Annotated in this window: 17 protein-coding genes; 6 read left to right on the plus strand and 11 right to left on the minus strand. The window is 68.3% G+C overall.

From position 1 onward, the window contains the following. Nucleotides 1-4 precede the first annotated feature (4 nt). The gene (locus AC1Q7F_RS19705) at nucleotides 5-412 is read left to right on the plus strand and encodes a putative toxin-antitoxin system toxin component, PIN family (protein WP_492509990.1); all 408 of its coding nucleotides are present in this window, start codon (nucleotides 5-7) and stop codon (nucleotides 410-412) included. A gap of 75 nt (nucleotides 413-487) precedes the next feature. On the opposite strand, the gene AC1Q7F_RS19710 is transcribed toward AC1Q7F_RS19705, so the two are convergent. Continuing rightward, on the minus strand, nucleotides 488-844 hold the full coding sequence (locus tag AC1Q7F_RS19710; protein ID WP_492509992.1) for a DUF433 domain-containing protein: 357 nt from the start codon (nucleotides 842-844) through the stop codon (nucleotides 488-490). Nucleotides 845-944: 100 nt separating this feature from the next. Then, the gene (locus AC1Q7F_RS19715; RefSeq protein WP_492509994.1) at nucleotides 945-2,963 is read right to left on the minus strand and encodes a methyl-accepting chemotaxis protein; all 2,019 of its coding nucleotides are present in this window, start codon (nucleotides 2,961-2,963) and stop codon (nucleotides 945-947) included. Nucleotides 2,964-3,178: 215 nt separating this feature from the next. On the opposite strand from AC1Q7F_RS19715, the gene AC1Q7F_RS19720 reads away from it, so the two are divergent. Together AC1Q7F_RS19720 and AC1Q7F_RS19725 are read left to right on the plus strand one after the other, a co-directional pair. Beyond that, nucleotides 3,179-4,564 (plus strand): MFS transporter, encoded by a 1,386-nt coding sequence (locus AC1Q7F_RS19720; RefSeq protein WP_492509996.1) that lies wholly within the window; start codon nucleotides 3,179-3,181, stop codon nucleotides 4,562-4,564. Continuing rightward, the gene (locus tag AC1Q7F_RS19725; RefSeq protein ID WP_492509998.1) at nucleotides 4,546-4,953 is read left to right on the plus strand and encodes a hypothetical protein; all 408 of its coding nucleotides are present in this window, start codon (nucleotides 4,546-4,548) and stop codon (nucleotides 4,951-4,953) included. Before AC1Q7F_RS19720 ends, AC1Q7F_RS19725 begins: the two co-directional genes overlap by 19 nt. Here the strand turns inward: AC1Q7F_RS19725 and AC1Q7F_RS19730 are convergent. Together AC1Q7F_RS19730 and AC1Q7F_RS19735 are read right to left on the minus strand one after the other, a co-directional pair. Next, complete coding sequence (locus tag AC1Q7F_RS19730) at nucleotides 4,950-7,844, minus strand: response regulator (protein WP_492510000.1); 2,895 nt, start codon at nucleotides 7,842-7,844, stop codon at nucleotides 4,950-4,952. The genes AC1Q7F_RS19725 and AC1Q7F_RS19730 overlap by 4 nt on opposite strands. Before the next feature lie 110 nt (nucleotides 7,845-7,954). Then, on the minus strand, nucleotides 7,955-9,577 hold the full coding sequence (locus AC1Q7F_RS19735) for a diguanylate cyclase (RefSeq protein ID WP_492510002.1): 1,623 nt from the start codon (nucleotides 9,575-9,577) through the stop codon (nucleotides 7,955-7,957). A 119-nt stretch (nucleotides 9,578-9,696) separates the two neighbouring features. Between AC1Q7F_RS19735 and AC1Q7F_RS19740 the strand changes: the two genes are divergently transcribed. After that, nucleotides 9,697-10,089, plus strand: coding sequence for a response regulator (locus tag AC1Q7F_RS19740; protein WP_492510004.1), 393 nt, complete (start codon nucleotides 9,697-9,699; stop codon nucleotides 10,087-10,089). 13 nt (nucleotides 10,090-10,102) lie between these two features. On the opposite strand, the gene AC1Q7F_RS19745 is transcribed toward AC1Q7F_RS19740, so the two are convergent. Then, nucleotides 10,103-11,710 (minus strand): carboxylesterase/lipase family protein, encoded by a 1,608-nt coding sequence (locus AC1Q7F_RS19745; protein WP_492510006.1) that lies wholly within the window; start codon nucleotides 11,708-11,710, stop codon nucleotides 10,103-10,105. Nucleotides 11,711-11,965: 255 nt separating this feature from the next. On the opposite strand from AC1Q7F_RS19745, the gene AC1Q7F_RS19750 reads away from it, so the two are divergent. Beyond that, the gene (locus AC1Q7F_RS19750; protein ID WP_492510008.1) at nucleotides 11,966-13,009 is read left to right on the plus strand and encodes a LacI family DNA-binding transcriptional regulator; all 1,044 of its coding nucleotides are present in this window, start codon (nucleotides 11,966-11,968) and stop codon (nucleotides 13,007-13,009) included. Nucleotides 13,010-13,352: 343 nt separating this feature from the next. Here AC1Q7F_RS19750 and cheB read toward each other — a convergent pair whose 3' ends face one another. Genes cheB through AC1Q7F_RS19780 form a run of 6 tightly spaced genes read right to left on the minus strand, consistent with a single transcriptional unit; the run spans nucleotide 13,353 to nucleotide 20,841 of the window. Beyond that, on the minus strand, nucleotides 13,353-14,387 hold the full coding sequence (gene cheB / locus AC1Q7F_RS19755) for a chemotaxis-specific protein-glutamate methyltransferase CheB (RefSeq protein ID WP_492510010.1): 1,035 nt from the start codon (nucleotides 14,385-14,387) through the stop codon (nucleotides 13,353-13,355). A gap of 10 nt (nucleotides 14,388-14,397) precedes the next feature. Further along, nucleotides 14,398-16,644, minus strand: a complete 2,247-nt coding sequence (locus AC1Q7F_RS19760; protein WP_492510012.1) for a hybrid sensor histidine kinase/response regulator — start codon at nucleotides 16,642-16,644, stop codon at nucleotides 14,398-14,400. 19 nt (nucleotides 16,645-16,663) lie between these two features. Then, the gene (locus tag AC1Q7F_RS19765) at nucleotides 16,664-18,274 is read right to left on the minus strand and encodes a methyl-accepting chemotaxis protein (RefSeq protein WP_492510014.1); all 1,611 of its coding nucleotides are present in this window, start codon (nucleotides 18,272-18,274) and stop codon (nucleotides 16,664-16,666) included. Nucleotide 18,275: 1 nt separating this feature from the next. Further along, nucleotides 18,276-18,908: a chemotaxis protein CheW gene (locus AC1Q7F_RS19770; protein WP_492510016.1), complete on the minus strand. Its 633-nt coding sequence runs from the start codon at nucleotides 18,906-18,908 to the stop codon at nucleotides 18,276-18,278. Beyond that, nucleotides 18,905-20,344 carry a CheR family methyltransferase gene (locus AC1Q7F_RS19775; protein WP_492510018.1) on the minus strand — a complete coding sequence of 480 codons (1,440 nt, stop codon included), beginning with the start codon at nucleotides 20,342-20,344 and terminating at the stop codon, nucleotides 18,905-18,907. Before AC1Q7F_RS19775 ends, AC1Q7F_RS19770 begins: the two co-directional genes overlap by 4 nt. After that, nucleotides 20,341-20,841 carry a chemotaxis protein CheW gene (locus tag AC1Q7F_RS19780; protein WP_492510020.1) on the minus strand — a complete coding sequence of 167 codons (501 nt, stop codon included), beginning with the start codon at nucleotides 20,839-20,841 and terminating at the stop codon, nucleotides 20,341-20,343. Before AC1Q7F_RS19780 ends, AC1Q7F_RS19775 begins: the two co-directional genes overlap by 4 nt. Nucleotides 20,842-21,247: 406 nt before the next feature. Here AC1Q7F_RS19780 and AC1Q7F_RS19785 point away from each other — a divergent pair, with 406 nt between their 5' ends. After that, nucleotides 21,248-23,464, plus strand: a complete 2,217-nt coding sequence (locus AC1Q7F_RS19785) for a S9 family peptidase (protein ID WP_492510022.1) — start codon at nucleotides 21,248-21,250, stop codon at nucleotides 23,462-23,464. Nucleotides 23,465-23,935: the final 471 nt, after the last annotated feature.

The raw sequence follows: 23,935 nt of genomic DNA on the forward strand, positions 1-23,935 counted from the left end.
TCCTGTGCGGCTGGTCGTCGATACCAACATCCTGATCAGCGCTCTGCTGTCACCCCGATCCCCCCCTGCTATACTGATCAGCTTGTGGCGGCACGGGCGGTTCACCCTTCTGACCTGCAATGAGCAGCTTGATGAGGTGCGGCGGGTCACCCGCTATCCCAAGATCAGGGAACGCTTGCCACCCGCCTTGGCTGGCCGGTTGATCAATGAATTGCGCGACCTTGCCGTCCTGATTGAGGCCTTGCCCAAGGTCGACATTTGCTCTGATCCGTTCGACAATTATCTGCTGGCGTTGTCCATGGCTGGACAAGCCGATCTTCTGGTCACAGGTGACAAGCGGGACCTCCTGTCACTCCGCCGCCATGGTCGCACCAGGATCATCGCCGTCTCAACATTCCTGCTGTCGGAATAGCCCGAACCCCATAAGGCGCCGGCAATGGAGCCGCCCAGATCAATGGCCTCGACCTGGCCTGCGGCAATGATCACCTCACGCCACCTGCTCACACCGGCTGGCCTTCTGCGCCTTGGCGAAGATCAGGGCCGCCTCGAACGCTTCGGAGGGAATGTCGGGGCTCTCCGCGGCGATCTCGCCCAGCGCCTCGCCATGGTCGATGCGGGCGACAACGGAGGCGGCAGTGATGCGGGTGCCGCGCAGGATGACGCTGCCGCCGCGGATGCCCTGGTCGCTGACCAGATAGCGCCGCCGCAGCGCCATATAACGGGCGGTGCGCAGGGCGGCGTCCAAGGCCACCTCCCCCGTGCCGGCCCGCACGCCCTCCACCGCTTGCAGGGCCAGGAGAACGGCTTCGTGCGGGGACAGGCTGTCACTGTCGAGGCTGGACATGGGCGGCGCTCCTCCATGCGGGAACTGCGTCAGCCATCCTATCACCGGCCCCCGTCGGCCACCAACGACCCCTTCGGCATATGCTACAGGAACGGGTCGATCACGCCGCGAACCGGTCCACCAGCCGATGGCCCAGCGACAGCTTCTGACCCTCGTCCAGCGTGAAGGCCACGCCGTTCTGCCGCCCGTCCAGCGTCTTCACGTGGAACGGCAGCGTGCCCTCCATGCCGCCCACCACCAGCCGGCCCTCCGCCCCCACCGGCAGCGCCAAGCCATCCAGCAGCGCCCCGCCGGCGGAGATGTTCAGCAACCGGCCTTGGCGGCGGCCCCCGGCGATCTCCACCGCCACCTCCATGTCCACGACATGACGCGCCCCGTGGCGACGATCCACGTCGGCGGTGGCGGTGCGCACCACGCGCACCAGGGTCTGGCGCAGATCATTGACGGAGCCGACGATGCGCATCGCCACCTCGCGCATGGCCACGGCCTTGGCGCCTGTGCTGCCCGCCTCCTGCGACACGGTATCGATGCGGCTGGCCACCTCCTGGGCGGCCTCGGCCGTTTCCGTGACATTGCGGCTGATCTCGCTGGTGGCGGCGGCCTGCTCCTCCATGGCCTCGGCGATGCCGGCCGACACCTCGTCCATGGCGCGGATGGCATCGGCGATGCCCTCCACGGCCATCACCGCCTCGGCCGTGACATTCTGGATCAACAGGATCTTGGCGGTGATCTCCTCCGTCGACCGCGTGGTCTGGGTGGCCAGGTTCTTCACCTCCGACGCCACCACGGCAAAGCCCTTGCCGGCATCGCCGGCCCGCGCCGCCTCGATCGTGGCGTTCAGCGCCAGCAGGTTGGTCTGCTCGGCAATGTCGCGGATCAGGTTGGCCACGCCGCCGATCTGTTCCACCACGTCGGACAGGCTGTCGATGGTGCCGCGCGTGCGTCGGCTGCGTTCCACCGCCTCGCCCGACAGGCTGGTGGCATGGGCCACCTGGGCGCTGATCTCGTTGATCGAGGCCGTCAGCTGCTCCGTGGCGCTGGCCACGGCCTGGGCATTGGCCAGCGCATGCATGGCGGCGGTGGACACGTTGGCGGCACTGTCGCGCACCTGGGCCGCACTCTCGGCCATCGACGCGGCGGCCGCGTCCATCTCATGCGTTTCCACGGCGATGCCGTCGACGCTGGCCCGACTCTCCGACTCCACCGTTTCGGCCATGTTGCGCAGGGCCACGCGCCGCGCCTGCTCCGCCTCCGCCTCGCCGCGCTGCTGTTCCCCGCGCAGACGCTCATTCTCCAGCGCCCCCTCGCGCAGCGCCGACAAGGCGTGGGCCATCTCGGCCAGTTCGTCATGGCGGTCAGCCATGGCCGGCACCGGCACCTTCAGATCGCCGCGTCCGATGCGGGTCAGCGCATCGGTCAGCCCGACCAGCGGCAGCACGACATTGGCGCGCAGCGCCAGCAGCACGAGGGCGGCGATGGCCACCCCCACCCCGGCCAGCGCCATGATCAGCCAGGTCAGGCGGGCGGCGATGGCGTCGGCGGCGGCCAGTTCGGCCTGCATGCGGGCCTTGGCTGCGTCCGCCACCTTGCGCACATCGGCGGCCACGGCATCCAGCTCCGCCGACATGCCGTCCGTCTCGCCCACGAAATTGCCCATCAGCATGTTGCCGACCTCCGGCCCGCTGCTGACATAGGCTTTCGCCATGGCCGTGCCCTTGGCATAGAAGTTGGCGAAGAACCCCTCCACCCGGCCCAGTGCGGCCTCCACCTCCGGCACGCCCATCGCGGTGGCATGCTTGCGGGCCGCCGCCATGGTGCGCGCCAGGTCGTCGCGCGCCTTCTCCGCCTCCGCAAAGCCCGTATCCAGCCCCTCCAGCCCGCGCGTCGCCGACACATCGGTCAGCCACAGCTGCACCCGCATCACGTTGGCCTGGATGTCCTTGACCATGGTCACCAGGGTCAGGGCCTGATCCGCCGCCCGTTCCGCCGCCGCCCTGGCCACCGCCACCTGGGCGCGCTGCTGGTTGGCGCCTAAGGCCATGATGATGGCCGCGATCAGCAGCAGCGCCAGGATCGCCAGGTTGGACAGCAGGATCTTCAGGCTGAGGTTCAGACGCATTGGACAGGCCCCTTGTCGTGCGGCTTGGCGGGATATGGATTGGTTAAAAATCACGTAACATAAGCGTCCGCGGATTGAAAGAATCCGCCCCGCACCCCACCCTTGCGGGTGCCATCCGGCGCCATCGGGTCAAAGTCCCCCTCGACCCCAACACACCGACCGCGTAACGTCCGATCCCAAGCCCGGTGACAATCCGGGCAGGGGGGGGAAGGGGCGTGCGGGCGGATATGCGGACATTGGGTCTCGGGGCCAAGATCGGCTATGCGACGGGTGATTTCGGCCTCAATCTCTATTGGCAGTCGCTGCTGCTGTTCATCCTGTTCTTCCAGATGGATGTGCTGGGCCTGTCGGCGGTGGATGCCGGCCTGTCCTATCTGATCGCCTCGGTCTGGGATGCGGGCATGGACCCGCTGATGGGCATCATCTCCGACCGGACCCGCACAAGGTTGGGCCGCTACCGGCCGTTCATCCTGTTCGGCACGGTGCCGCTGGCGGCCTCCTTCTGGCTGTGCTTTTCCCCACCCGCCTTCCTGGTGCCGGGATCGGCGGGGATGATCGTCTTCGCCACGCTGACCCATATGGGCCTGCGCACCTGCTACGCCGTGGTGGCCATCCCCTATTCCTCGCTGACCGCCGCCATGACCCGCGATAGCGACGAGCGGGCCAGCCTGACCGGCTGGCGCATGCTGCTGGCCTTCGCCGGTTCCACCTCGGTCTCCGCCATGCTGCCGCTGCTGGCCGGCTGGTTCGGCAGCTACAGCCCGGCCGCGGCCTGCGTCGGTGCCCTGGCCGTGCTGACCCATCTTGCGTGCGTGGCGTCGGTGCGTGAACTGCCGGCCCCGGCGACGGAACCCGCACCGCTGGGCCTGCGCGCCGATCTGGGCGGGTTCCTGGCCGGGGTGGTGCGCAACGGGCCGCTGCTGCGCCTGCTGGCGGCCACGGTGGCCTTGCATCTGTCGCTGGGCATCCTGATGCGCAACGTGCCCTATCTGCTGAAATATGATCTGGGCGGCGACAAGACCATGATCGCACAGGCGCTGACCTGGTTCTCCGCCGCCGGCATCATCGGGGTCCCCGTCTGGGTCTGGGTGGCGCGCCGCTGGTCCAAACGCGCCGCCTGGCAGGGCGGCAGCGCCCTGGTCATCATCGGCGGAGTGGCCCTGGCCGCCACCCCGGCCGGCAGCCTGTGGCTCACCTTCGCCTGTCTGACCTTGATCTTCTTCGGCCATGCCGCCCATGCCGTGGCCATGTGGTCCATGCTGCCCGACGCCGTCGATTACGCCCATTGGCGCCATCGTCGGCGGGACGAGGCCAAGGTCTATGGCCTGGCTTCGCTGATCCTGAAGCTGGCCCTGGGCGGCTCGGCCTTCATCGGCGGGCTGGCGCTGGAGGGGGTCGGCTATGTGCCCGGCGTCCCCCAGGCCGCCGCCACGCTGACCGGCTTCCGCTGGCTGGCCGGCCTGGCCGCCGGCTTGGGGCTGGGCCTGTCCATGCTGTCGGTGGCAGGTTACCCGCTGACGGCAGAACGGCACGGGCGGATACAGGGGTTCTTGGGGCGGCGAGCTGAGACGAAAGGCACCGCATGTGGCGACGGCTGCTGAAATCCGGCTTGGCTGGCGCCACCGGTGCACCCATGTACACATTGGCCATCTTCAACCAGTATCACTGGTCGATGGTCGATGGACTCCGGTTCTCAAATTGGGATGACGCGACCTTCATTTTTGAACTTATGCTTAGCGCCTATCTCATGGCACTACCGGTCGTGCTGGTAGCCATTGTCATTATCGGCCTGCCCATGCGTTATCTCCTGGAGCGGAGAAACTGGAAAAGCGGTGATCACCATATCACCGCTGGATTTGTGTCAGGTGGGGTCGCGGCATCGCTGCTGAGCTTCTGGGGACTGTCGTTGACGGTCGAACTGATCGGCAGCGGCGCCTTTGGCGGCGCACTCGCGGCTTGGGTTTGGTGGCGGAACGCATCGCCCGTTTAAACTCGCATCGCCGCCGCCAGCCGCTCCCACGTCCCCGGTGCCGTCCGCAGCAGCTGCTCGCCCAGCCGGGCCAGATTGGCCTCCTCACCCTCGCGCAGGGCCTGTTCCATGTCGCGGCCCAGGCGCATCACCGCCTTGCAGCCGAAACCGCCTGAGGTGCTGATCATGTCATGGATGTCGCGGGCCAGACCAGCGCGGTCGTCGCCCTCCAGCCCCCTGGCGATGCGCGCCAGCCGGGCGGCGGAATTATCCAGGAACTGGCCCAGCAGCCGGTCGAAGGCCACCGTTCCCATCATCTCGCGCAGCTGGCGCACGGGCGTCAGGTCCAGGTCGGCCGCCTCGATCGGGGCCGCGACGACGGCCGCCGCCGGGGCGGCCTGGCCGCGCACCCGGTCCAGCCACAGCCGCACCTTGGCCAGGAATTCCTGATATTCCACGGGCTTGGAGATGTAGTCATCCATGCCCGCCCGGCGATATTCCTCCTCAACCCCCGCCATGGCATTGGCGGTCATGGCGATGATGGGGATGGATGCCCGGGCCCCGCCCAGGGCGCGGATGCGGCGCGTGGCCTCCAGCCCATCGACGACGGGCATCTGCACATCCATCAGCACCAGGTCGTAATCGCGCGCCTCCAGCGCCTCCACGGCCTCGCCGCCATGGTTGGCGATATCGACGCTGTGGCCGGCACCGGTCAGCATGTGCAGCGCCACCTGCTGGTTCACGTAATTATCCTCGGCCAGCAGAATGCGGCCACCCGACGCGGCCACGATCGGGACCGGGGCCACGCGCTCCGCCGCGGCCGCCGCCGCCGGCTGGCGGCCGCGCAGCACGGCGATCAGGTCGGGGCGCAGCACCGGCTTGTCCAGCATGGCATCGATTCCGGGCGGCAGGGCGCCGGCACCGGTCATGGGGCGCAGCATGACCAGCCGCGCCCGGGGCAGCGCCCCGCGCAGCCGCCCGGTCACGTTGCCATCGGGATCGGCGACCAGCGCCATGTCCAGCAGCACGATCTCCGGTGCCAGCCGCCCCGCCCCGGCCTCTGCCAGCGCGTCATCCACCTCGTCCACCCGCACCCGCAGGCCCAGGCGCGACAGTTCCCGCACCATCGGTGCCCGCACCAGCCCGTCGGGCACCAGCAGCAGCACCTCCCGCCCCGCCAAGTCGGGCAGGGGTGCCTGGCTCGGCGCCTCCTCCTCGCCAGCCGCCAGATTGACGGTGAACCAGAAGGTGGACCCGATGCCCAGGGTGCTTTCCACGCCGATGCGCCCGCCCAGCAGGCCCACCGTCTCCCGGCAGATGGCCAAGCCCAGCCCGGTGCCGCCGAATTTACGGCTGACCGAACTGTCGGCCTGCACGAACTTCTCGAACAGCCGGTTGACGGCGGCGGGCGGAATGCCGATGCCGGTATCGATGACCTGTACATCCAGGGTCAGGGTCCCGCCCGCCCCTTCATGCACGGCCACAGCCACCGTCACCCCGCCCCTGGATGTGAACTTGATGGCATTGCCGATCAGGTTCAGCACCACCTGGCGGATGCGGGTCGGGTCGCTGACCGCGCTGCGCCGGGCCGAGGGCGCGAGATCCAGCACCAGCTCGATCCCGTGCTCCGCCGCCTTGGGCGCCATCAGCAGGGCGGTTTCCTCAAACATCCGCGCCAGATCGAACTCAATATGTTCCAGCGTGACCTGATTGGCCTCCAGCTTGGAGATATCCAGGATATCGTTCAGCAGGCTCAGCAGCAGCTTGGCCGACGATCCCACCAGATCGGCCGAATGCCGCTGCTCCGGCGTCAGGTCGGTGGTCAGCAGCAGCGTGTTCATGCCGATGATGCCGTTCATCGGGGTGCGCAGCTCATGGCTCATATTGGCCAGGAATTCCGACTTGGCGCGGTTGGCGGCCTCGGCCTGGTCCTTGGCGCGGGTCAGTTCCACCTGCGCCTGGGTCAGCCGCTCGTTGGCCTCCGCCAGTTCGCGGTTGGATTTCTCCAGCGCGTCGGCCAGCGAGGCGCGGGCCTCCGCCAGCCGCCTTTCCTCATGCGCGTTCTCCAGTTCGCGTTCCTTCAGGCGGAACTCGGTGGAGATGCGCAGATTCTCCTCATGCAGCAGCTTGCGGCGCAACAAGGCCCGGATGCGGGCCTTGATGATCTCGATATCGTTGGCCTTGGTGACGTAATCGTCGGCCCCGGCCTCCAACCCCCGCATCAGGTCGGTCTTGCTCTCCGACGCCGTCAGCATGACGATCTGGAACAGTTCCTCCCGCCGCCGGCGCACGGCGTCCAGGCGGGCGCACAGCTCGACCCCGTCGATCTCCGGCATGTTCAGGTCGACGATGATGCAGTCGAAACTGTCATCCTCCGCCCGCTCCAGCGCCTCCAGGCCCGACAGCAGGGGCATGACGTCGTGCCCCTCCTCCTCCAGCAGGCCGCGCATGAATTCCAGGAAGGTCGGGCTGTCATCGACGATCAGCAGGCGGCAGCGGCGCAACGCCTGGGCGGAGGCGTTGAAATCCTGCCGCCCGCGCTTCAGCAAGGCCATGATCCGCGCCGGCAGCAGGTCGCTGTCGGCGGATTTGGGCACATAGGCGTCGGCCCCGCTCTCGATGCCGCGGAACTCGGCCTCCGCCGTCACCTCGTCCGTCAGCATGATGATGGGCAGATGCCGGGTGCGCACATTCAGGCGCAGGCGGCGGATCAGCTCATCCCCGCTCATCCGTGGCAGATGGTAATCGACCAGCACCAGATCCGGCAGGGCACCGTTCAGCCGCTCCAGCGCGTCCTCGGCCGTGGCGCACACCTCCGCTGTCCAGCCCTGGGCGGCCAGTGTGATTTCCATCTGCAATGCCTGCGTGGGGCTGTCCTCCACGACCAGCAGATGTGGCGCCTGCGTGCTCATCCGGTTCCCTGTCCCGGCTCACCCTTGACGACCCGTCCTTCATGCACGGGCATCCTCCACCCTTTTAGGCACTTCTAATTGCAGATACTAACCCAAAATGCCGCGCCGGGTCATGCGGGGGCGGACAGGGAGCCGGCAATATGCACCCGGTCGCGGCCGGCGCGCTTGGCGAAATACAGGGCCGCATCGGCCGCCAGGTTCAAGGCGGCCAGGTCGCTGGCCTCCGTCAGTCCCGCCACGCCGGCGCTGAAACTGACATGGAACAGGACCTCGCCCGCACCCCGGAAGCCGATGGCATGGAAGTCGCGGCGCAGCGCGTCCAGGATGAAGGCGGCCTCCGCCGGGCCGGTTCCCGGCAGGATGACGGCGAACTCCTCCCCGCCATAGCGGCCGACAATGTCGCTGCGCCGCAGCCGCTGGCGCAGCAGCCGGGCCAGCGAGCGCAGGACGCGGTCGCCGGCCGCGTGGCCATGCTCGTCATTCACCCGCTTGAACCGGTCCAGGTCGATCATCACGAAGGACAGGCTGGACCCGTCGCGCCGGGCGCGGGCCACCTCCGTCGCCAGATGTTCCTGCACCATGGCGTGGTTCAGGGCCCCGGTCAGGCTGTCGCGCGCCATCATCGCCTGAAGCTGGCGGGCACGGCGGACGCGGGCCCGCACCTGCGCCACCAGCTGCGCCGCACTGATGGGCTTCAGCAGCAGATCCTCCGCCCCGACATCCAGCGCCAGTCGCTTGTCACCCAGCGCCCGGTCGGCGGTCAGGAACAGGATGGGCAGCGACAGCATGCCCTCCTGCTGGCGCAGCACGGCGGCCAGTTCCAGCCCCGTACAGGACGGCATCACCTGGTCCAGCAGCACCAGGTCGGGCAGGAAGCGGCGGATATTGGCAATGGCCTGGGCCGGATCGACCAGCACCTCCACCTCCATCCCGGCTCCGCCCAGGGCCGTGGCATACTGGGCCGCGACCAGCGGGTCGTCGTCGATCAGCATCACCCGGTAGGGCCGGATGCTCTCCCGCCCGATGGCCTGGTCCAGCCGCTCGGCCAGGGTCGCCGGGTCCACCGGCTTGGTCAGATATCCTGATCCGCCGGCCCGCACCGCCCCCAGGCGTGCGGCGAAATCATCGCGTCCCGACAGGAAGATGGCCGGCGGCACCGGTCCCTCGGCCAGCATGGCTGCCAGCGTCTTGCTGCCCGCGTCATGATCATTCCCGCAGATCATGTCGACGATCAGGGCCGATGGCGGGTCGCGCTGCACCGCCGCGCGGAAGCCGGCGGGATCGCCGAAGGCCGTCGCCCAGTACCCGTAGGGTCGCATCTGAACGACCAGTTCATCAGCCTGGATAGGGTCATCTTCCAGCAGATAGACGGTCAGTTCATCCGCGCGCAGGCCCGGTTCCTCTGTTTCTTCCACCATCACCGGCTGGCTGGCGGCCCGTTCGCCCGCCGCCAGAACGGCGGCCAGCGCCTGTTCACGCTGTTCGGCGGCGTCGGCCGCCACCGGCGGCACGACCCGCAGCACCTGTTCCAGCTGCCGTGCCGCCGCCGCCAGATCCAGGAAGCCAAAGGTGCTGGCCGATCCGATCAGCCCATGGGTCTGGCGCAGCATCTCCGCCGCATCGCCCGCAGCATTGGTCAGGGCTGCCAGCCGTTCGGGCAGCAGCAGCACATATTGGGTGCGGATTTCCCGGTGCCGGGCGGCAACGGAAACGGAAAGATGCTGGTCGCTCATCAAGGGGGCCCGGCAATCATCGCTGGTTTGCCATTGCATTCTAACCGCGCGACGTTAACCCTGTCGAGGTGCCGAGACCTGCCAGAATGGTTAGGTCGGCAAATCAATGGACGGCATCGATGGGCGGCCTGTCGCGGGTTCTTTATGTGGATGACGATCCCGACCTGCGCGCCCTGGCGGAACTGGCCCTGGCCACCGTGGGCGGGCTTTGCGTCACGCTGTGTGCCGATGGCCGCCAGGCCGTCGCCCTGGCCCGCGCCTCGAACGCGCAACTGGTGCTGCTGGATGCGGTGATGCCGGGCCTGGACGGTCCCGCGACGCTGGCGGCACTGCGCGCCGATCCCGCCACCGCCGCCCTGCCCGTGCTGTTCGTCACCGCCCTGGACGGGGTGGACGAACGGGCCCGGCTGCTGGCCCTGGGTGCCGCCGGCATCATCGCCAAGCCGCTGGACCTGATGGGGCTGGCGGATCAGGTGAAGGCGGCGTGGGCGGGAATGCGGCAGACGCCGTAGGCCGGGGGCGCAGTCAAGTCCCGAACTGCACGAACGGCACCTTGGCGAACAGCCGCCGCTCGCCCCCGCGCGGATCATCCACCAGCCGGCATTCATCGTTCAGCACCATGGTCTGCCGCCGCTCCAGCCCATAGGGCTCCCAGGCCGGCAATCCCGGATGGTTGGGGTCGCCGTTGCGGGCCAGCGCGATGAAGGCATCGGCCAGCCGCGCGGCCATCCTGTGCGCTTCCGGAGCCGTCCCCGTCTGACTGCCGGGCTGGGCGGCATTGTCGAAGGCCAGCGGGATATCCAGCGTGTGCGGCGCGCCCCATTTGCCGCCATCCAACGGCGAGGGCCAGTCCAGCTGATAGGCCCAGGTGGGGGCGACCCCCGCCGGCTGCTTGGCCCGCGCCTCCAACTCCTCCACCGCCCCGCGCCACGACCTTCCGGCTGTGGTGGCGGCGAAGAACACGTCCGACGGGCTGTAGTGCGGATAGAGCCGGCGATATTCGGCGATCACCGCCTCCGGCGCGATATCCACCCGCATGGCGGGGAACAGCTTGTCGGGCAGCGCTTCCCAGGTCAGCGCGAAGGTCGACGGGTCGCCGCCGCCGATCAGGCTGCGCGTCTCATCATGGGTATTGCCGATGATCATCGGGATATCGGCCGACAGGGCCGGCGCGGCCGGAAAGAACGGATGGACGGGCAGATTGATCCCATCCACCACCGGCCCCGTATAGACCCCACCCGACCCCGCCACCGGGTCCACGGCCTTCAGCCCCGCCTTCAGCGTTTCCACCGGCAGCGACAGCAGCGCCGCGGCCCCCGCCCGGTCGGGCGTCAGGCCCAGCTGTTTCAGGATGGCGACGCTGCGCGCCGTGGCATTGCGCGGGCCGCCAGCCGTCACCTGCTGCCCGCTCATGGTGGCCACCTTGTGGAACAGGCCGCGCGCCGCCGGCATGGCCATCAGGGTGGCGATCTTGGCCCCGCCGCCCGACTGGCCGAACAGCATGACATTGCCGGGGTCCCCGCCGAAGGCCGCGATATTGTCGCGCACCCATTGCAAGGCCAGGATCAGGTCCAGTTGCCCCACATTGCCGCTGTCGGCAAAGCGCGGATCGTCCAGCCCCGCCAGCCGCGCCAGATACAGATAGCCGAACAGGTTCAGCCGGTGGTTCAGCGTCACCACCACCACATCGCCGCGCAGCGCCAGCCGCACCCCGTCATAGAGCGGGCTGGACCCCGACCCGTTGGCATAGGCGCCGCCATGGATATAGACCATGACCGGCCGCCTGCCCCCGTCACCCAACCCCCGCGTCCAGACATTCAGGAACAGGCAATCCTCCGACTGCCGCTCCTCCTTCGATCCCTGCGGGCTGGCATTACCATGCGCCACGGCGTCGAGCACCCCCTTCCAGGGCACGGGCGGCAGGGGGGCCTGGAAACGGCGGGCAGATGTGTCGGCGCCATAGCGCACGCCCTTGAACACATGCACGCCCTCGACAGTGCGCCCCCGCACCTTGCCGGCCCGCGTGGCGACGACCGGCCCCTTGCCCGTGGCGGCCTGTGCGCCTGTGGCCAGCATCACCCCCGACGCCCCGGCCAGCAGCAGCGACCGCCGCGTCACATCCATCCCGCGCATTCCATCCCCCGTCGATGCGGCCCTTCACGGGCGTCCTTCTGTGGCGGGCAGAGTAATTGATACCGGTGTCAATGCCAAGCCGAGACGGGACCGCGCAAGACAGGCTGCAGGGACAGAAGGCGATGTCCGACACCTGACCGGACTAGACAACGTTGTCAGATGATTTGAACCATGCTACATCCTGTTGCCATTGCCAAGGGGACGGCAGGCGGCGATTGCCGCCCGGAAGCCCCGGGGGCGTATAGGGAGCGTTCCTTGACCGATATCCAGCATTCCGGCAATGGGCGGGGGCCGCTGCGGGCCGCCACGATCTTCGATGTGGCAAGGCAGGCCGGCGTGTCGACCAAGACCGTGTCGCGCGTGCTGAACAACGAGGCGCGGGTGGCGGACGATACGCTGGCCCGCGTGCGCGCCGCTGTGGCCGACCTGGATTACCGGCCCAATCCCAATGCCCGCTCGCTGGCCGGCCGCCGCTCCTACCTGATCGGGCTGTTCTATGACAACCCGTCCAGCAACTACATGGCCGACATCAAGGCCGGCGCCATCCGCCGCTGTCAGGAGAAGGGTTATCACCTGCTGACGGAGCCGTGCGAGGCCGACGACCCCAACCTGGCCCGCCTGATGGTGGGCGTGGCCATGCGCTTCCGCCTGGACGGGCTGATCCTGACCCCGCCCATCGTTGATCGCCGGGATGTGCTGGACGCCATTGCCGCCGCCAATGTGCCCCTGGTGCGCATCGCGCCCCGGATGGAGCCCGACCGCACCGCCCATGTGCATATGGATGACGAGGCGGCGGCCCGTCTGGCCGCCGACCATCTGGCCGATCTGGGCCATCGCCGCCTGGGCATGATCCTGGGCCATCCCGACCATGGCGCCGCCGAACTGCGCCGGCGCGGTTTCCTTGCGGCGGCAGCAGCGCGCGGCCTGACCCTGTCGCCCGCCCATATCCTGCCGGGCGATTTCAGCTTCGCCGGCGGCTTCGCGGCCGCTGAGCAGCTGCTGGCCCTGCCCGACCGCCCCACCGCCATCTTCGCCGGCAATGACGACATGGCCGCCGCCACGGTCGCCGCCGCCAACAAGCACGGCCTGCAGGTGCCCCGCGACCTGTCGGTGGTCGGCTTCGATGACAGCCCCATCGCGCGGGTCATCTGGCCCCCGCTCACCACCATCCGCCAGCCCACCATGGGCATGGCCGCGGCCGCCGTGGATCTGCTGATCGGCGACGGGGAGCCGGCGCCCGACCGGCAATTGGGGTTTGAGCTGATGGTGCGGCAATCGACGGGGCCGGTGGGGCGGTAGGGCTTCAACCGCCAACCTCCCCCAATTCCCGTTGTCGCCTCATTATTGCCTCCCCGGCGAAAGCCGGGGCCCAGGGGCCACCTGGAATACCTCCCCGCAGCGCCGCTCAAAGCCGCCGCAAGGTTGGGCTATTGATCCTGGGCCCCGGCTTTCGCCGGGGAGGCGGTGAGGTGGGAATACGGGAGAGCGATATCCGGCACCGCAACCCCCTCATGAATGCATATCGCCGGGACGCACCACGGCATTTCCACCTCGTTCCGTTTCCCGCGATGGTCGTACTGTCCCGCCACCTGAAGCGCAGATGGACATTTATGAGCAAGGCACCCCCGACCTACGGTGCTCCCTACCCCGCCAACTCCACCAGCTTCCCCGCAATCGCCGACACCGGCAGCACATGCCCCGCCCCGCCGCGCTCAATGGCGACCCCCGGCATGCCATGCACCACGGAGCTGGCCGCATCCTGGGCAATCGTCGCCGCACCCAGCGCCCGCAGGTCGCACAGGCCGTCGGCCCCGTCGGAGCCCATGCCAGTCAGCAGCACGCCGATGGACCGACGGCCATATTGCACCGCCACGCTGCGGAACAGATGGCCCACCGAGGGGCGCAACCCCGCTTCCGCCGGGCTGTCGTCCAGGCGGATGCGGCCGAACGCGTCCACGCCCATGTGGCGGTCGTCGGGCGCCACATAGACATGGCCCGGCGTCACCTCCTCGCCATCCACCGCCACCGTGACCGGTAACGCACATCCGGCGTTCAGCCAGTCGGCGAAGCCCTGGACGAAGCCCTGGGCGATATGCTGGACCACCAGCACGGGCAGGGGGAAATCGCCGGGCAAGGCGCCCAGGATGCCCTGCAGGGCGACGGGACCGCCCGTGCTGGCGCCGATGGCCACAACCCGGGGTTGCTCCAGCGGGCTGCCTTCCACCGGCGTGGCGGCCGCGCGCAGGGCGATGGCGGGCAGGCGCTTCCAGCGGCGCACCACCTTCACTTCCGACATCAGCCGCACCGACGTGACCAAGGCGTCGGCCTCATCCTCATGATCGTCATGGCCCAGGCCGGCGGGACGGCGCACGAAGGCCAGGGCGCCGGCCTCCACCGCCTTGAAGGTGGCCGCCATCTCGTCCTGCACGGCCCCGCTGACGATGACGATGGGGACCGGCACCGTTTCCATGATTTCGCGCGTGGCGGTGAACCCGTCCAGGCCGGGCATGTGGATATCCATGGTCACCACGTCCGGTCGCAATTTGCGCACGGCCTCAACCGCAGCGGCACCGTCAGATACGGCGCCGACGACCTTGATGTCGGGCTCGCTTTCCAGAATGGCGGTGAGAAAGGCCCGAATGGTGGGCGAATCCTCGGCGACAAGAACCTTGATCACGGAAATATCCTTAGATCAGGCGACCGATGATTTCCAGCAGGTCGCTCTGGTCGAAACTTCTCTTGACGATATAGGCGCTGGCCCCGACATCAACCCCACGCTCCCTATCCTCTCGCGTCTCCAGGGACGTGATCAAGATCACCGGAATATCCGTCAGGCGAGGTTCCTTCCGGATGCGTTCCGTGAGTTCAAACCCGCCCATCCGGGGCATTTCCACATCCGACACCACCAGATCGAACATCTCGCCGGCCAGGACGTTCCACGCCTCCATCCCGTCCACACAGGTGCGCACGCGGAAACCCGCCGCTTCCAGCACATGCTTGAACAGGGTACGGGCCGTGATGCTGTCCTCGGCGATCAGGATGGATTTGCGCGCCGGCACCCCTGCCTGTCGATCCGGCCGCATCGACAGGCTCTGGAAATCGGGCCGGAGTGCCGTGCGCAGCAGGTCATGCACGTTCAGCACGAAGCCCAGCCGTCCCGACGGCAGGGCCACGGCCCCCGCCACCGCCGGCACCCGCGTCAGGGGCCAGCCCAGCGGTTTCATCAGGATCTCGCTCTCGCCCGCCACATGGTCCACCTCCACGGCCAGACGCTGGCCGGCAGCGGCCAGGACGATATAGGACCGGAAATCGCCCGCCGGCCCCGCCCCGCCCAGGCGCAGCAGGTCCGACAGCCGGACCAGCGCCAGCGGGCGGCCATCGATGCGCAGCATCTCGCGCCCGTCCACCATCTGCACCTCGGCACTGGGCACGCGGCCCACGCGCTCGATGCGGTTGGTGGGCATGGCATAGCAATGGCCCGCCGCCTCCGCCATCACCACGCGGAACGACGCCATGGTGACCGGCAGCAGCAGGCGGAAGGTGCTGCCCCTGCCCGGCACCGATTCCACCGTGACCGTGCCGCCCAGCCGCTCCACCTTCTCCTGCACGATGGCCAGGCCCAGGCCGCGCCCGGAAATATCGGTGATGCCGTCGCTGGTCGACAGGCCCGACTGGAAGGCCAGGGCCATCACCTGGTCCGGGCCCAGCGACGCGGCCTTGTCCGCCTCGATCAAGCCCTGGCTCACCGCCTCACGGGTCAGGCGGCGCAGATCCATGCCTCTTCCATCATCGGCGATGGCGATCTCCGCCCGGCCGCCATCGCGCTGGCTGACGGTCAGGGTGACGCTGGCACGGACCGGCTTGCCGGCGGCCCGGCGTTCATCGGGCTTCTCGATGCCATGGTCGATGGCGTTGCGCGCCAGATGCAGCAGCGCGTCGCGCAACTCCTCCTGCACGCGGCGATCCAGCTCCAGCTCCTGGCCGGTCAGGGTCAGCTGCACATCCTTACCCTGGCGGCGCGACAGGTCGGCCAGATCCTGGGCCACCGGCTCCAGCAGGGTGGATGCCGGCAGCATCAGCACCTGCTTGGTGCCCGACAGCAGACTGTCCACACCCTTGGCCAGCCCGCGCGCATCCTGGTCGGCATCCAGCGCCAGCCGGCTCAGCTTCGTGCCGACCCAGGCCAGGGTCTGGGCGTCATATTCCGCCTGGCTGTTCGCATCCAGGCGCTGACGCGTGCGCATCCGGTCGCCCAGGCCGATACCCAGCGCCTTGATCTCCTGCACCCGCTCCCCGCCCGACAGTTTGGCGGTGATCAGTTCCTCCGCCTGATGCAGCAGGAAGTCCAGCCGGTCCACCGGCACGCGCAGCGTCTGCCGCGCGGTGGGCCGCGGCGCCTCCTCCTCACGCGGGGCCGGCGGCGGCGGGGGTGGAGGTGGGGGGGGCGCTGCCGGGGCAACCGGCGCCGGTGGGGGTGGTGGCGGCAGGGGCGGGGGGGCAGCAACGGGGGCCGGCGCGCTGCCGCCAGCGATGGCCCCCTCCAGCCGGGCGATCAGCGCGTCCAGCCCGTCCACGGGCGGCGGGCTGTTGCCGTTCACCGCACTGGGCACCATCACCCGCAACGCCGCATGGCCATCCGCCAGCACCGACACCACCGGCGGGGCCAGCCGCAATTCGCCCCGCTTCAGCAGAGCCAGCAGCGTCTCCATGGCGTGGCACAGGGACACAAGATGCGACAGGTTGACGGTGCGGGCCGCCCCCTTCAGCGTATGGACCTCGCGGAAGGTCTTCTCGATCAGTTCACGCGCCCGCTGGTCGCTGACGCCCGCCTCCAGCTCGCGCATGGAGATGGCCAGCGAGCCGACATGCTCCTCCGCCTCGACCATGAACATGGCGAGCAGACGCTGGAAAAGCTGTTCGTTGCGGCTGTTCATGGGCAGCGCTCCGGTCTGGTCACGCCTTGTACTGGCCGACCAGCGACTTCAGCTTGTGGCCCAGCGCGTTCAGGTTATGGGCCGCCGTCTCCGCCTGCTTGGTGGCGATGGTGTTCTGGCTGCTGGCCTGGCGGATGCTGTCCATGGCCAGGGCCACCTGGTCGATGCCCACCTGCTGCTGCTGGTTGGATGCCACGATCTGGGTGCTGGCCTGGGTGGCCAGCGCGATGTTCTGCGCCAGCCGCTCGATGGCCTGGCCGGCCTCCTGCGCCTGTTTCACGCCGGCATCCACGGCCTTGCTGCCCTGTTCGGCGGCCAGCACGGCGGTGGCCGTGGCCTTCTGGATATCGCCCAGGATGGCGCGCACCTGGGCGGTGGCCTGCTTGGACTGTTCGGCCAGGCTCTTCACCTCGGCGGCCACCACCACGAAGCCCTTGCCCTGCTCCCCGGCCCTTGCCGCCTCGATGGCGGCGTTGACGGCCAGCAGGTTGGACTGTTCGGCCAGATCATTGACCGAGGCCACGATGGTGCCGATGGCCTGGCTCTGTTCCGACAGCTTGATCACCGCCTCGGCGATGGCGCCGATCTGCTCGCGCACCAGCCCGATGCCGGCCACCGACTGTTCGACGGCCCGCTTGCCGGTGGACGAGATCTGGGCCGTGGCCTGGGCCGTGTCGGCCACATGCTTGGCCTTTTCCGTGGACAGCTGGGAGGTCTTGCGCACCTCCTCCATGGTGGAGCTGGTCTCCGCCAGCGCCGTCGCCGTCTCCGCGGCCGATGCCGACACCTGGGCGGTGGTGGAGACGATCTGGCTGCCGGCCGTGCCCAGCACGTTCACGCCCTCCACCAGTTCCAAGACCAGTTGGCGCAGACCGCGGGTCATGTCGCGGAAGGTGTTGTTGAGGATGCCCACCTCGTCGTCGCGCACCAGCGGCGGGATCTCCGTGGTCAGGTCGCCACGGCCGATGCGCTCCGCGATCACCGTGATCTCCCGCAAGGGCACCACGATGTTGGTGGACAGGAACACGCCGGACAGCAGCACGATGACGCCGGCCAGCAGCGCACCGCCGATGACCGCCATGTTGGCGATCTGCGTATTCTGCTGCTTGGCCGCCTCGCGAACGGCCAGCAACTGGGCTTCCACCGTCTGCATTTGCTCGATGGCGGCCCGGAACTCCTGCATCGCCTGCCGGCCCTGGTCCCCCGCCACCTGCTGCCGGGCCGCCTCGAACCCGCTGGTGCGCCGCGTGTCGATGCGGATCTGGGCCTGTGTCAGCCGGTTGCGGGCCGCCTGCTCCACACGAACCAGGTTGCGCTGCTGTTCCGGATTGTCGCTGGTCATGCGCCGGATATCCGCGATGACCGTCTCCATCGCCTGCCGGCCGTCATCATAGGGCTCCAGGAACTTCTCGTCGCCGGTGATGACGAAGCCGCGCTGACCCGTCTCGATATCCTGGACGGCCGACAGCAGCTTGCCCAGTCGATTCTGGACTTCATGGGAATGCTCGCTCCACCGCGCCGCCTCGCTCAGCCGCGCGGTGGTGTCCAGCGACACCCAGCCCACGCCCAGCACCACCAGCAGCAACAGCCCCAGGCAGCCCCAGATCTTCTTGCCCACCGTGATCTTCATGTCAGCTCCCCCGCGTCACGGCCGCACCGTCCGCATCCGTGCCCGTCAGGGCACCATCCTCGAAAAACGCGCCGGCATCCAGCACCAGCGCGTCCTGTTGCGTCACGCCCAGATAAAACCGCCGATTGCCCTGTGCCATCGACGGTACCGGGTCCAGCGCCGACCGGGCCACGGCCCGCAGGCCGTGGATGGCGTCGGTGGCAAGCCCGATAGCCCGGCCCTGGCTGTGCAGGACCACCAGCGGCCCTTCCCCGTCCCCGGCGGCCCCACTGCCGGTCAGGGCGCCCAGATCCATCACCGTCAGGATCTCGCCGCGCAGATGCACCACGCCCGCCGCCCAGCTTGGTGCCTGCGGCACCCGCGTCGGCGTCATGCCGGCACAGACCTCGCGCACGAAACGGCTGTCCACCGCGTGGCTGCGGCCGCCAATGTCGAACTCCAGGATACGGATCTCGTCCACCGGTGCCGTGCGCACCTCCCCGACCCTGGCCAGCCGGGCTGCCCGCTCGCGCAGGCGGCGCTCCACTTCGCCGGCATCGGGCTCGAACCCGCGCTCCAGCCCGTCCATGGCCGCCTTGATGCGGGCATGCATGCCGGCCCAGTCGATGGCCCCGTCTGTGGTTTGCGCACTCATGCCGACACCTCCGCACTGGCCACGCGCACGATCTCGATCAGGCGCCCGACCGTCAGCCCGTCGCTCTCAGCCAATGTATCGGCCGGGTCCAGCGCCACCAGCAGGGTCAGGGCATTGCGATAACAGCGCCGGGCCTCCGCCCGCCGCCCCTCCGCCACCGCCAGCCCGGCCAGCGCCACATGCGCCAGGATATAATCGGGGTCCAGGAACAGCGCCCGCTTCAGCGCGTCGGCCGCCCCGCGCGGATCGCCGCATTCCTGGCGGATCATGGCCAGCAGGTAATGGCGCTCCGGCGCCAGCCGGTCCACGGCCAGGGCGCGGCGGCAACATTCGTCCGCCAGGTCCAGCCGCCCCTCATTGGCATAGAGCCGCGCCAGCAGGGTCAGCGCCTTGCCGTCGGTGGCCAGGCCGGGATCGTCCAGCAGCAGGGCGATGGCCCTGGCATTGTCGCCGCTCTGGTACAAGGCCAGGGCCCGGTCCAGCGGCGATGGTGCCGGCTCCGGCTCCACCACGGCCGGCGGCGGCAGCGGCAGCGGCTCCGGGAATTCAGGCAGCGGCGGCAGGGTGAAGGGCACCAGCGGCGGCGACACGGCCTTGCGATAGATGGTGGCGTCGCTCAGGCCGATATTGGCAAGGGGCGCGAACAGTTCCGCCGATCCCTCCACCGATGCCGCCACCAGCCAGCCGCCATCGATCAGCGCATGCTGCAACCCGCCCACCACCTGCCGCGCCCGGTCCGTGCTGAAATACATCAGCACATTGCGGCAGAAGATGATGTCCATGCCGTTGGTGTTGTTATGCACCGACGGATACAGATCCTCCGCCAGATTGTGATAGGCGAAGCTGACCATGCGGCGGATATGGGGCGCGATCTCGAACCGCGACCCGCGCGGCACGAAATAGATCTTCTTGATCTCCGGGTCGATGCCGCGGAAGGACCACTCGCCATAGACCCCGTCGATGGCCTTGCGCAGCGATCGCGGATTGATGTCCGTGGCCAGGATGGTGATGTTCCACTGCCGGATGTCCGGGATCAGCCGGTCCAGCAGGATGGCCATCGTATAGGCCTCCTCGCCCGTGGAGCAGGCGGCACTCCAGATGCGCAGGTAACGGCTGTGCGCCTGACGGCGCTGGGTGATCAATCCGGGCAGGATGCGGGTGGCCAGCGCGTCGAAACTGGCCGGCTCACGGAAGAAATAGGTCTCGCCGATGGTCAGATAGCTGGCCAGCGTCTCGATCTCCGCCCGATCCACCGGGGTCGACAGGAAATGGCGCATGCAGGCATCGGCATCGGCATAACCCAGCTCCGCTGCCATCTGCGTGACGGCGCGGTCCAGGTCGCCCCAGCGGTCGGGCGGATAGTGAAGGCCCATGCGCGTGGCCAGAAAGCCGCTGAATTCCTCGATCAGGCTGGTCGTCGCCACGGTCTGATTCACGACCGCACCCCCTGCGCCAGAGCCTGATCCAGGGCCGCTTCCTCGTCCATCGACAGGAACCGGTCAACATCATGGATGAAGACCGGGCCGCCGGGCAGGGCGGTCACCGCGTCGAACCAGCCGCCGGATGGCACCACGCTCTGTGCCGGGACCAGGCTGTCGGCCGGCAGATGGAGGGTTCCCTCCACCCGGTCGATCCACAGGGCCACCGACCGGCCGGCCAGCCGCACCACCACCAGCCCATCCTCCAGCCGGGGCGGGCGCGGGGCATAGCCCAGCCGGGCCCGCACATCCAGCACGGGCAGGAAGCGCCCGCCGATATTGATCACACCCGCCACCACGGACGGCGCCCCCGGCAGGGGGGCGAAGGCGGCGATGGACACGACCCGCTCCACCTGGCCCAGGCGCACGGCATAGGGCCGGCTGTCCAGCCAGAACAGCAGCAGGTCGACCATGGCATCGGCGGTCGCCGCCTCGGCGGCCCGCACGGCATCCATTCCATCCTCCCAGATGGCTTTCGTTTCCCTGTCTTATTGGCTGAAAACGGGGTGGGTCCGCCAGCCCCTTTCGCTGTCCATGTGCATAGTTGACGAATAATGCTACCGGCGTGGGCTTGGCTGCGGCTTCGCAGCGCGGATGGGGGATGGAGATTGACCAATACCCTCTTGTCGCCTTCCCGGCGAAGGCCGGGACCCGGGGCCACAAGCGCATCCCTCAACGCTGCCTGCATCGACGCTGCTGAAAGGTCGGGCGGGTGATCCTGGGTCCCGGCCTTCGCCGGGAAGGCGATGGAAGCAAGATCACGCGCCAAGATGCGCCACCAAGCCCGCCCACCCCATTGCCTTTCGTCCGGCACGGCGCGACAAGGGAATCGGTTTTCTGCCAAGCAAGAAAGAACAATCCATGCGCCATCGCCTCACCGCCCTGCTGCTGGCCAGCCTCGTCCCCCTGTCCGCCGCCGCCGAGCAGTTGACCATTGAACGGGTGGTGGCCAGCCCGGCCTTGTCCGGTGCCGCCCCGCGCGGCGTGGCCTTCTCCCCCGACGGCACCCGCGTCACCTATCTGGAAAAGGCCGCCAGCGATGCCAGCCGCCGTGACCTCTGGGCCTATGATCTGGCCCAGGGCAAGCCGGTGCTGCTGCTGGACAGCGCCGAATTCGCCGCCGTGCCGGAGAGCGAGGAGGAGCGCGCACGGCGCGAGCGCCAGCGCATCCCGGAAACGGGCGTGACCGAATATGTCTGGGACGCAATGGGCAAGGCCGTGCTGGTGCCCAAGTCGGGCGATATCTGGCTGAAGCCGCTGGATGGCCCGGTCCGCCGCCTGACCCGCACGGAAGAGGCGGAAACCGACCCGAAATTCAGTCCCGACGGCACCCGCGTCGCCTATGTGCGGGCCGGCAATCTCTATGTCCAGGACCTGGCCACCGGTGCCGAGCGCGCCCTGACTACGGATGGCGGCAAGGACGGCATCCTGAACGGCATGGCGGAGTTCGTGGCGCAGGAGGAGATGGACCGCGACACCGGCTATTGGTGGTCGCGCGATGGCAAGTCCATCGCCTATGCCCGCGTCGATGAAAGCAAGGTGCCGCTGGTCAACCGCTATGATTACGGCGCCGACGGGGTGAAGGTGATCCCCCAGCGCTATCCGTTCGCCGGCGGCCCCAATGTCGCCATCCAGCTGCTGGTCGCCCCGATCGACGCTGCCACCCCGCCGGTTTCCATCGACCTGGGCCCCGACCCCGACATCTACTTGGCCCGCGTCCACTGGAAGCCCGATGGCGGCCTGGCCGTGCAGCGCATCAGCCGCGACCAGAAGCGCCTGGACCTGCTGTTCGCCGATGTGAAGACCGGCCGTACCCGGATCGCGCTGACCGATACCAAATCCACCTGGGTGGATTTGCATGATGATCTGCATTTCCTGTCCGACGGCCGCTTCATCTGGTCGTCGGAGCAGACCGGCTGGCGCCATCTCTACCTGCATGACCGCCATGGCAAGCGCCTGCACGCCATCACCCGCGGCGACTGGCCTGTGCACGGGCTGGCCGGGGTCAATGTCAAGGCGGGGCAGGTGATGTTCACGGCCTTGAAGGAAGGGCCGCTGGAACGCCATGTCTATACGGCCCGCCTGGACGGGCGCGACGCCGGCAGCCCGCGCCGCCTGTCACAGGCCCCCGGCTGGCATGGCGCGGTGCTGGCGGACGAGGGCGGGGCCTGGCTGGACAGCTTCTCCAGCCCCACCCAGCCGCCGCAGCTTTCCTTGCGCGACCGTGACGGCAAGGTCCTGACCTGGCTGCAGGAAAACAAGGTGGAGGGCACCCACGCTTACGCCCCCTACATGGCCAACCACATCCTGCCCGTCTATGGCACGCTGAAGGCCCCGGACGGCGCCATTCTGCACTGGTCGATGCTGAAACCGCCCGGCGTGGATGCCGGCAACCCGGCGCCGGCCATCATCTATACCTATGGCGGCCCCACCTCCCGTGTCGTCACCAAGGGGTGGGGCAGCCGCACGACCCTGTTCATGCAGGCCCTGGCCCAGAGCGGCTATGTGGTCTTCATGCTGGATAATCGCGGCACGCCCGGCCAGGGCAAGAAATTCCTGGACATGATCCATAATGCCTTCGGCACGGTGGAGCCCGACGACCAGGCCCTGGGTGCGGCCTACTTGAAGACCTTGCCCTTCATCAAGGGCGACAAGATCGGCATCTATGGCCATTCCTATGGCGGCTACAATGTGCTGATGAGCCTGCTGCGCCATGGCGATCTGTATGCCGCCGGCGTGGCCGCCGCCCCGGTCAGCGACTGGAAGCTCTATGACACGTTCTATACGGAGCGTTTCATCGGCAAACCCGATGCCAAGGGCGGCGTCTATGACCGTGCCGACGCCACCAGACTGGCCGACAAGCTGTCCACGCCGCTGCTGCTGATCCATGGCATGGCCGACGACAATGTCTTCCTGGACAACTCCGTCCGCATGGCCGCTGCCCTGCAGCATGCCCGCAAGCCCTTCGACATGATGTTCTATCCCGGGGAGCGCCACGGCTTCTACGACACCGATCTCGCCGCGCATTACTACCTGTCCACCAAGGCGTTCTTCGACCGGGAGCTGAAGGGACGGTGATGGGGGCTGGGAAACGACAATGTTGGGCCGCCAAGGCTGTCGTAAACACCACCGTCATCCCGGCGAAAGCCGGGACCCAGGGGCTACAAGATCTAACTTCGACGCGGTATTGATCCAAGCTGCCGTAAAGTTGGGCGCTTGGCCCCTGGGTCCCGGCTTTCGCCGGGATGACGGTAGGTTCAGGATCAGCAGCAACCCTTTCCTTTCCCCAATTGCCTCAAATTACCCTCAACCCCCTGTTCTGTTGATTCCATCCTTTCAGGATTCATTGTTCAGGGGCCCTTTTCTCCAGTAAACCCAAGCCCTTAACCCCGCTTCCTGTGCCACCGGACCCGGCTCTCTGTGCCAATTCGCCCGAGTCCTTGTGCCACTTCTCTCGGCTTGCTGTGCCGTTTCGCCCGGATTTGCGGGCCAGATCTCACGGGCTCGCCCTCAATCCTGTGCCGGATCGCACGGGTCCATCCTCAAGTG

Source organism: Niveispirillum sp. GW835-FHT14G11 (assembly GCF_058793615.1).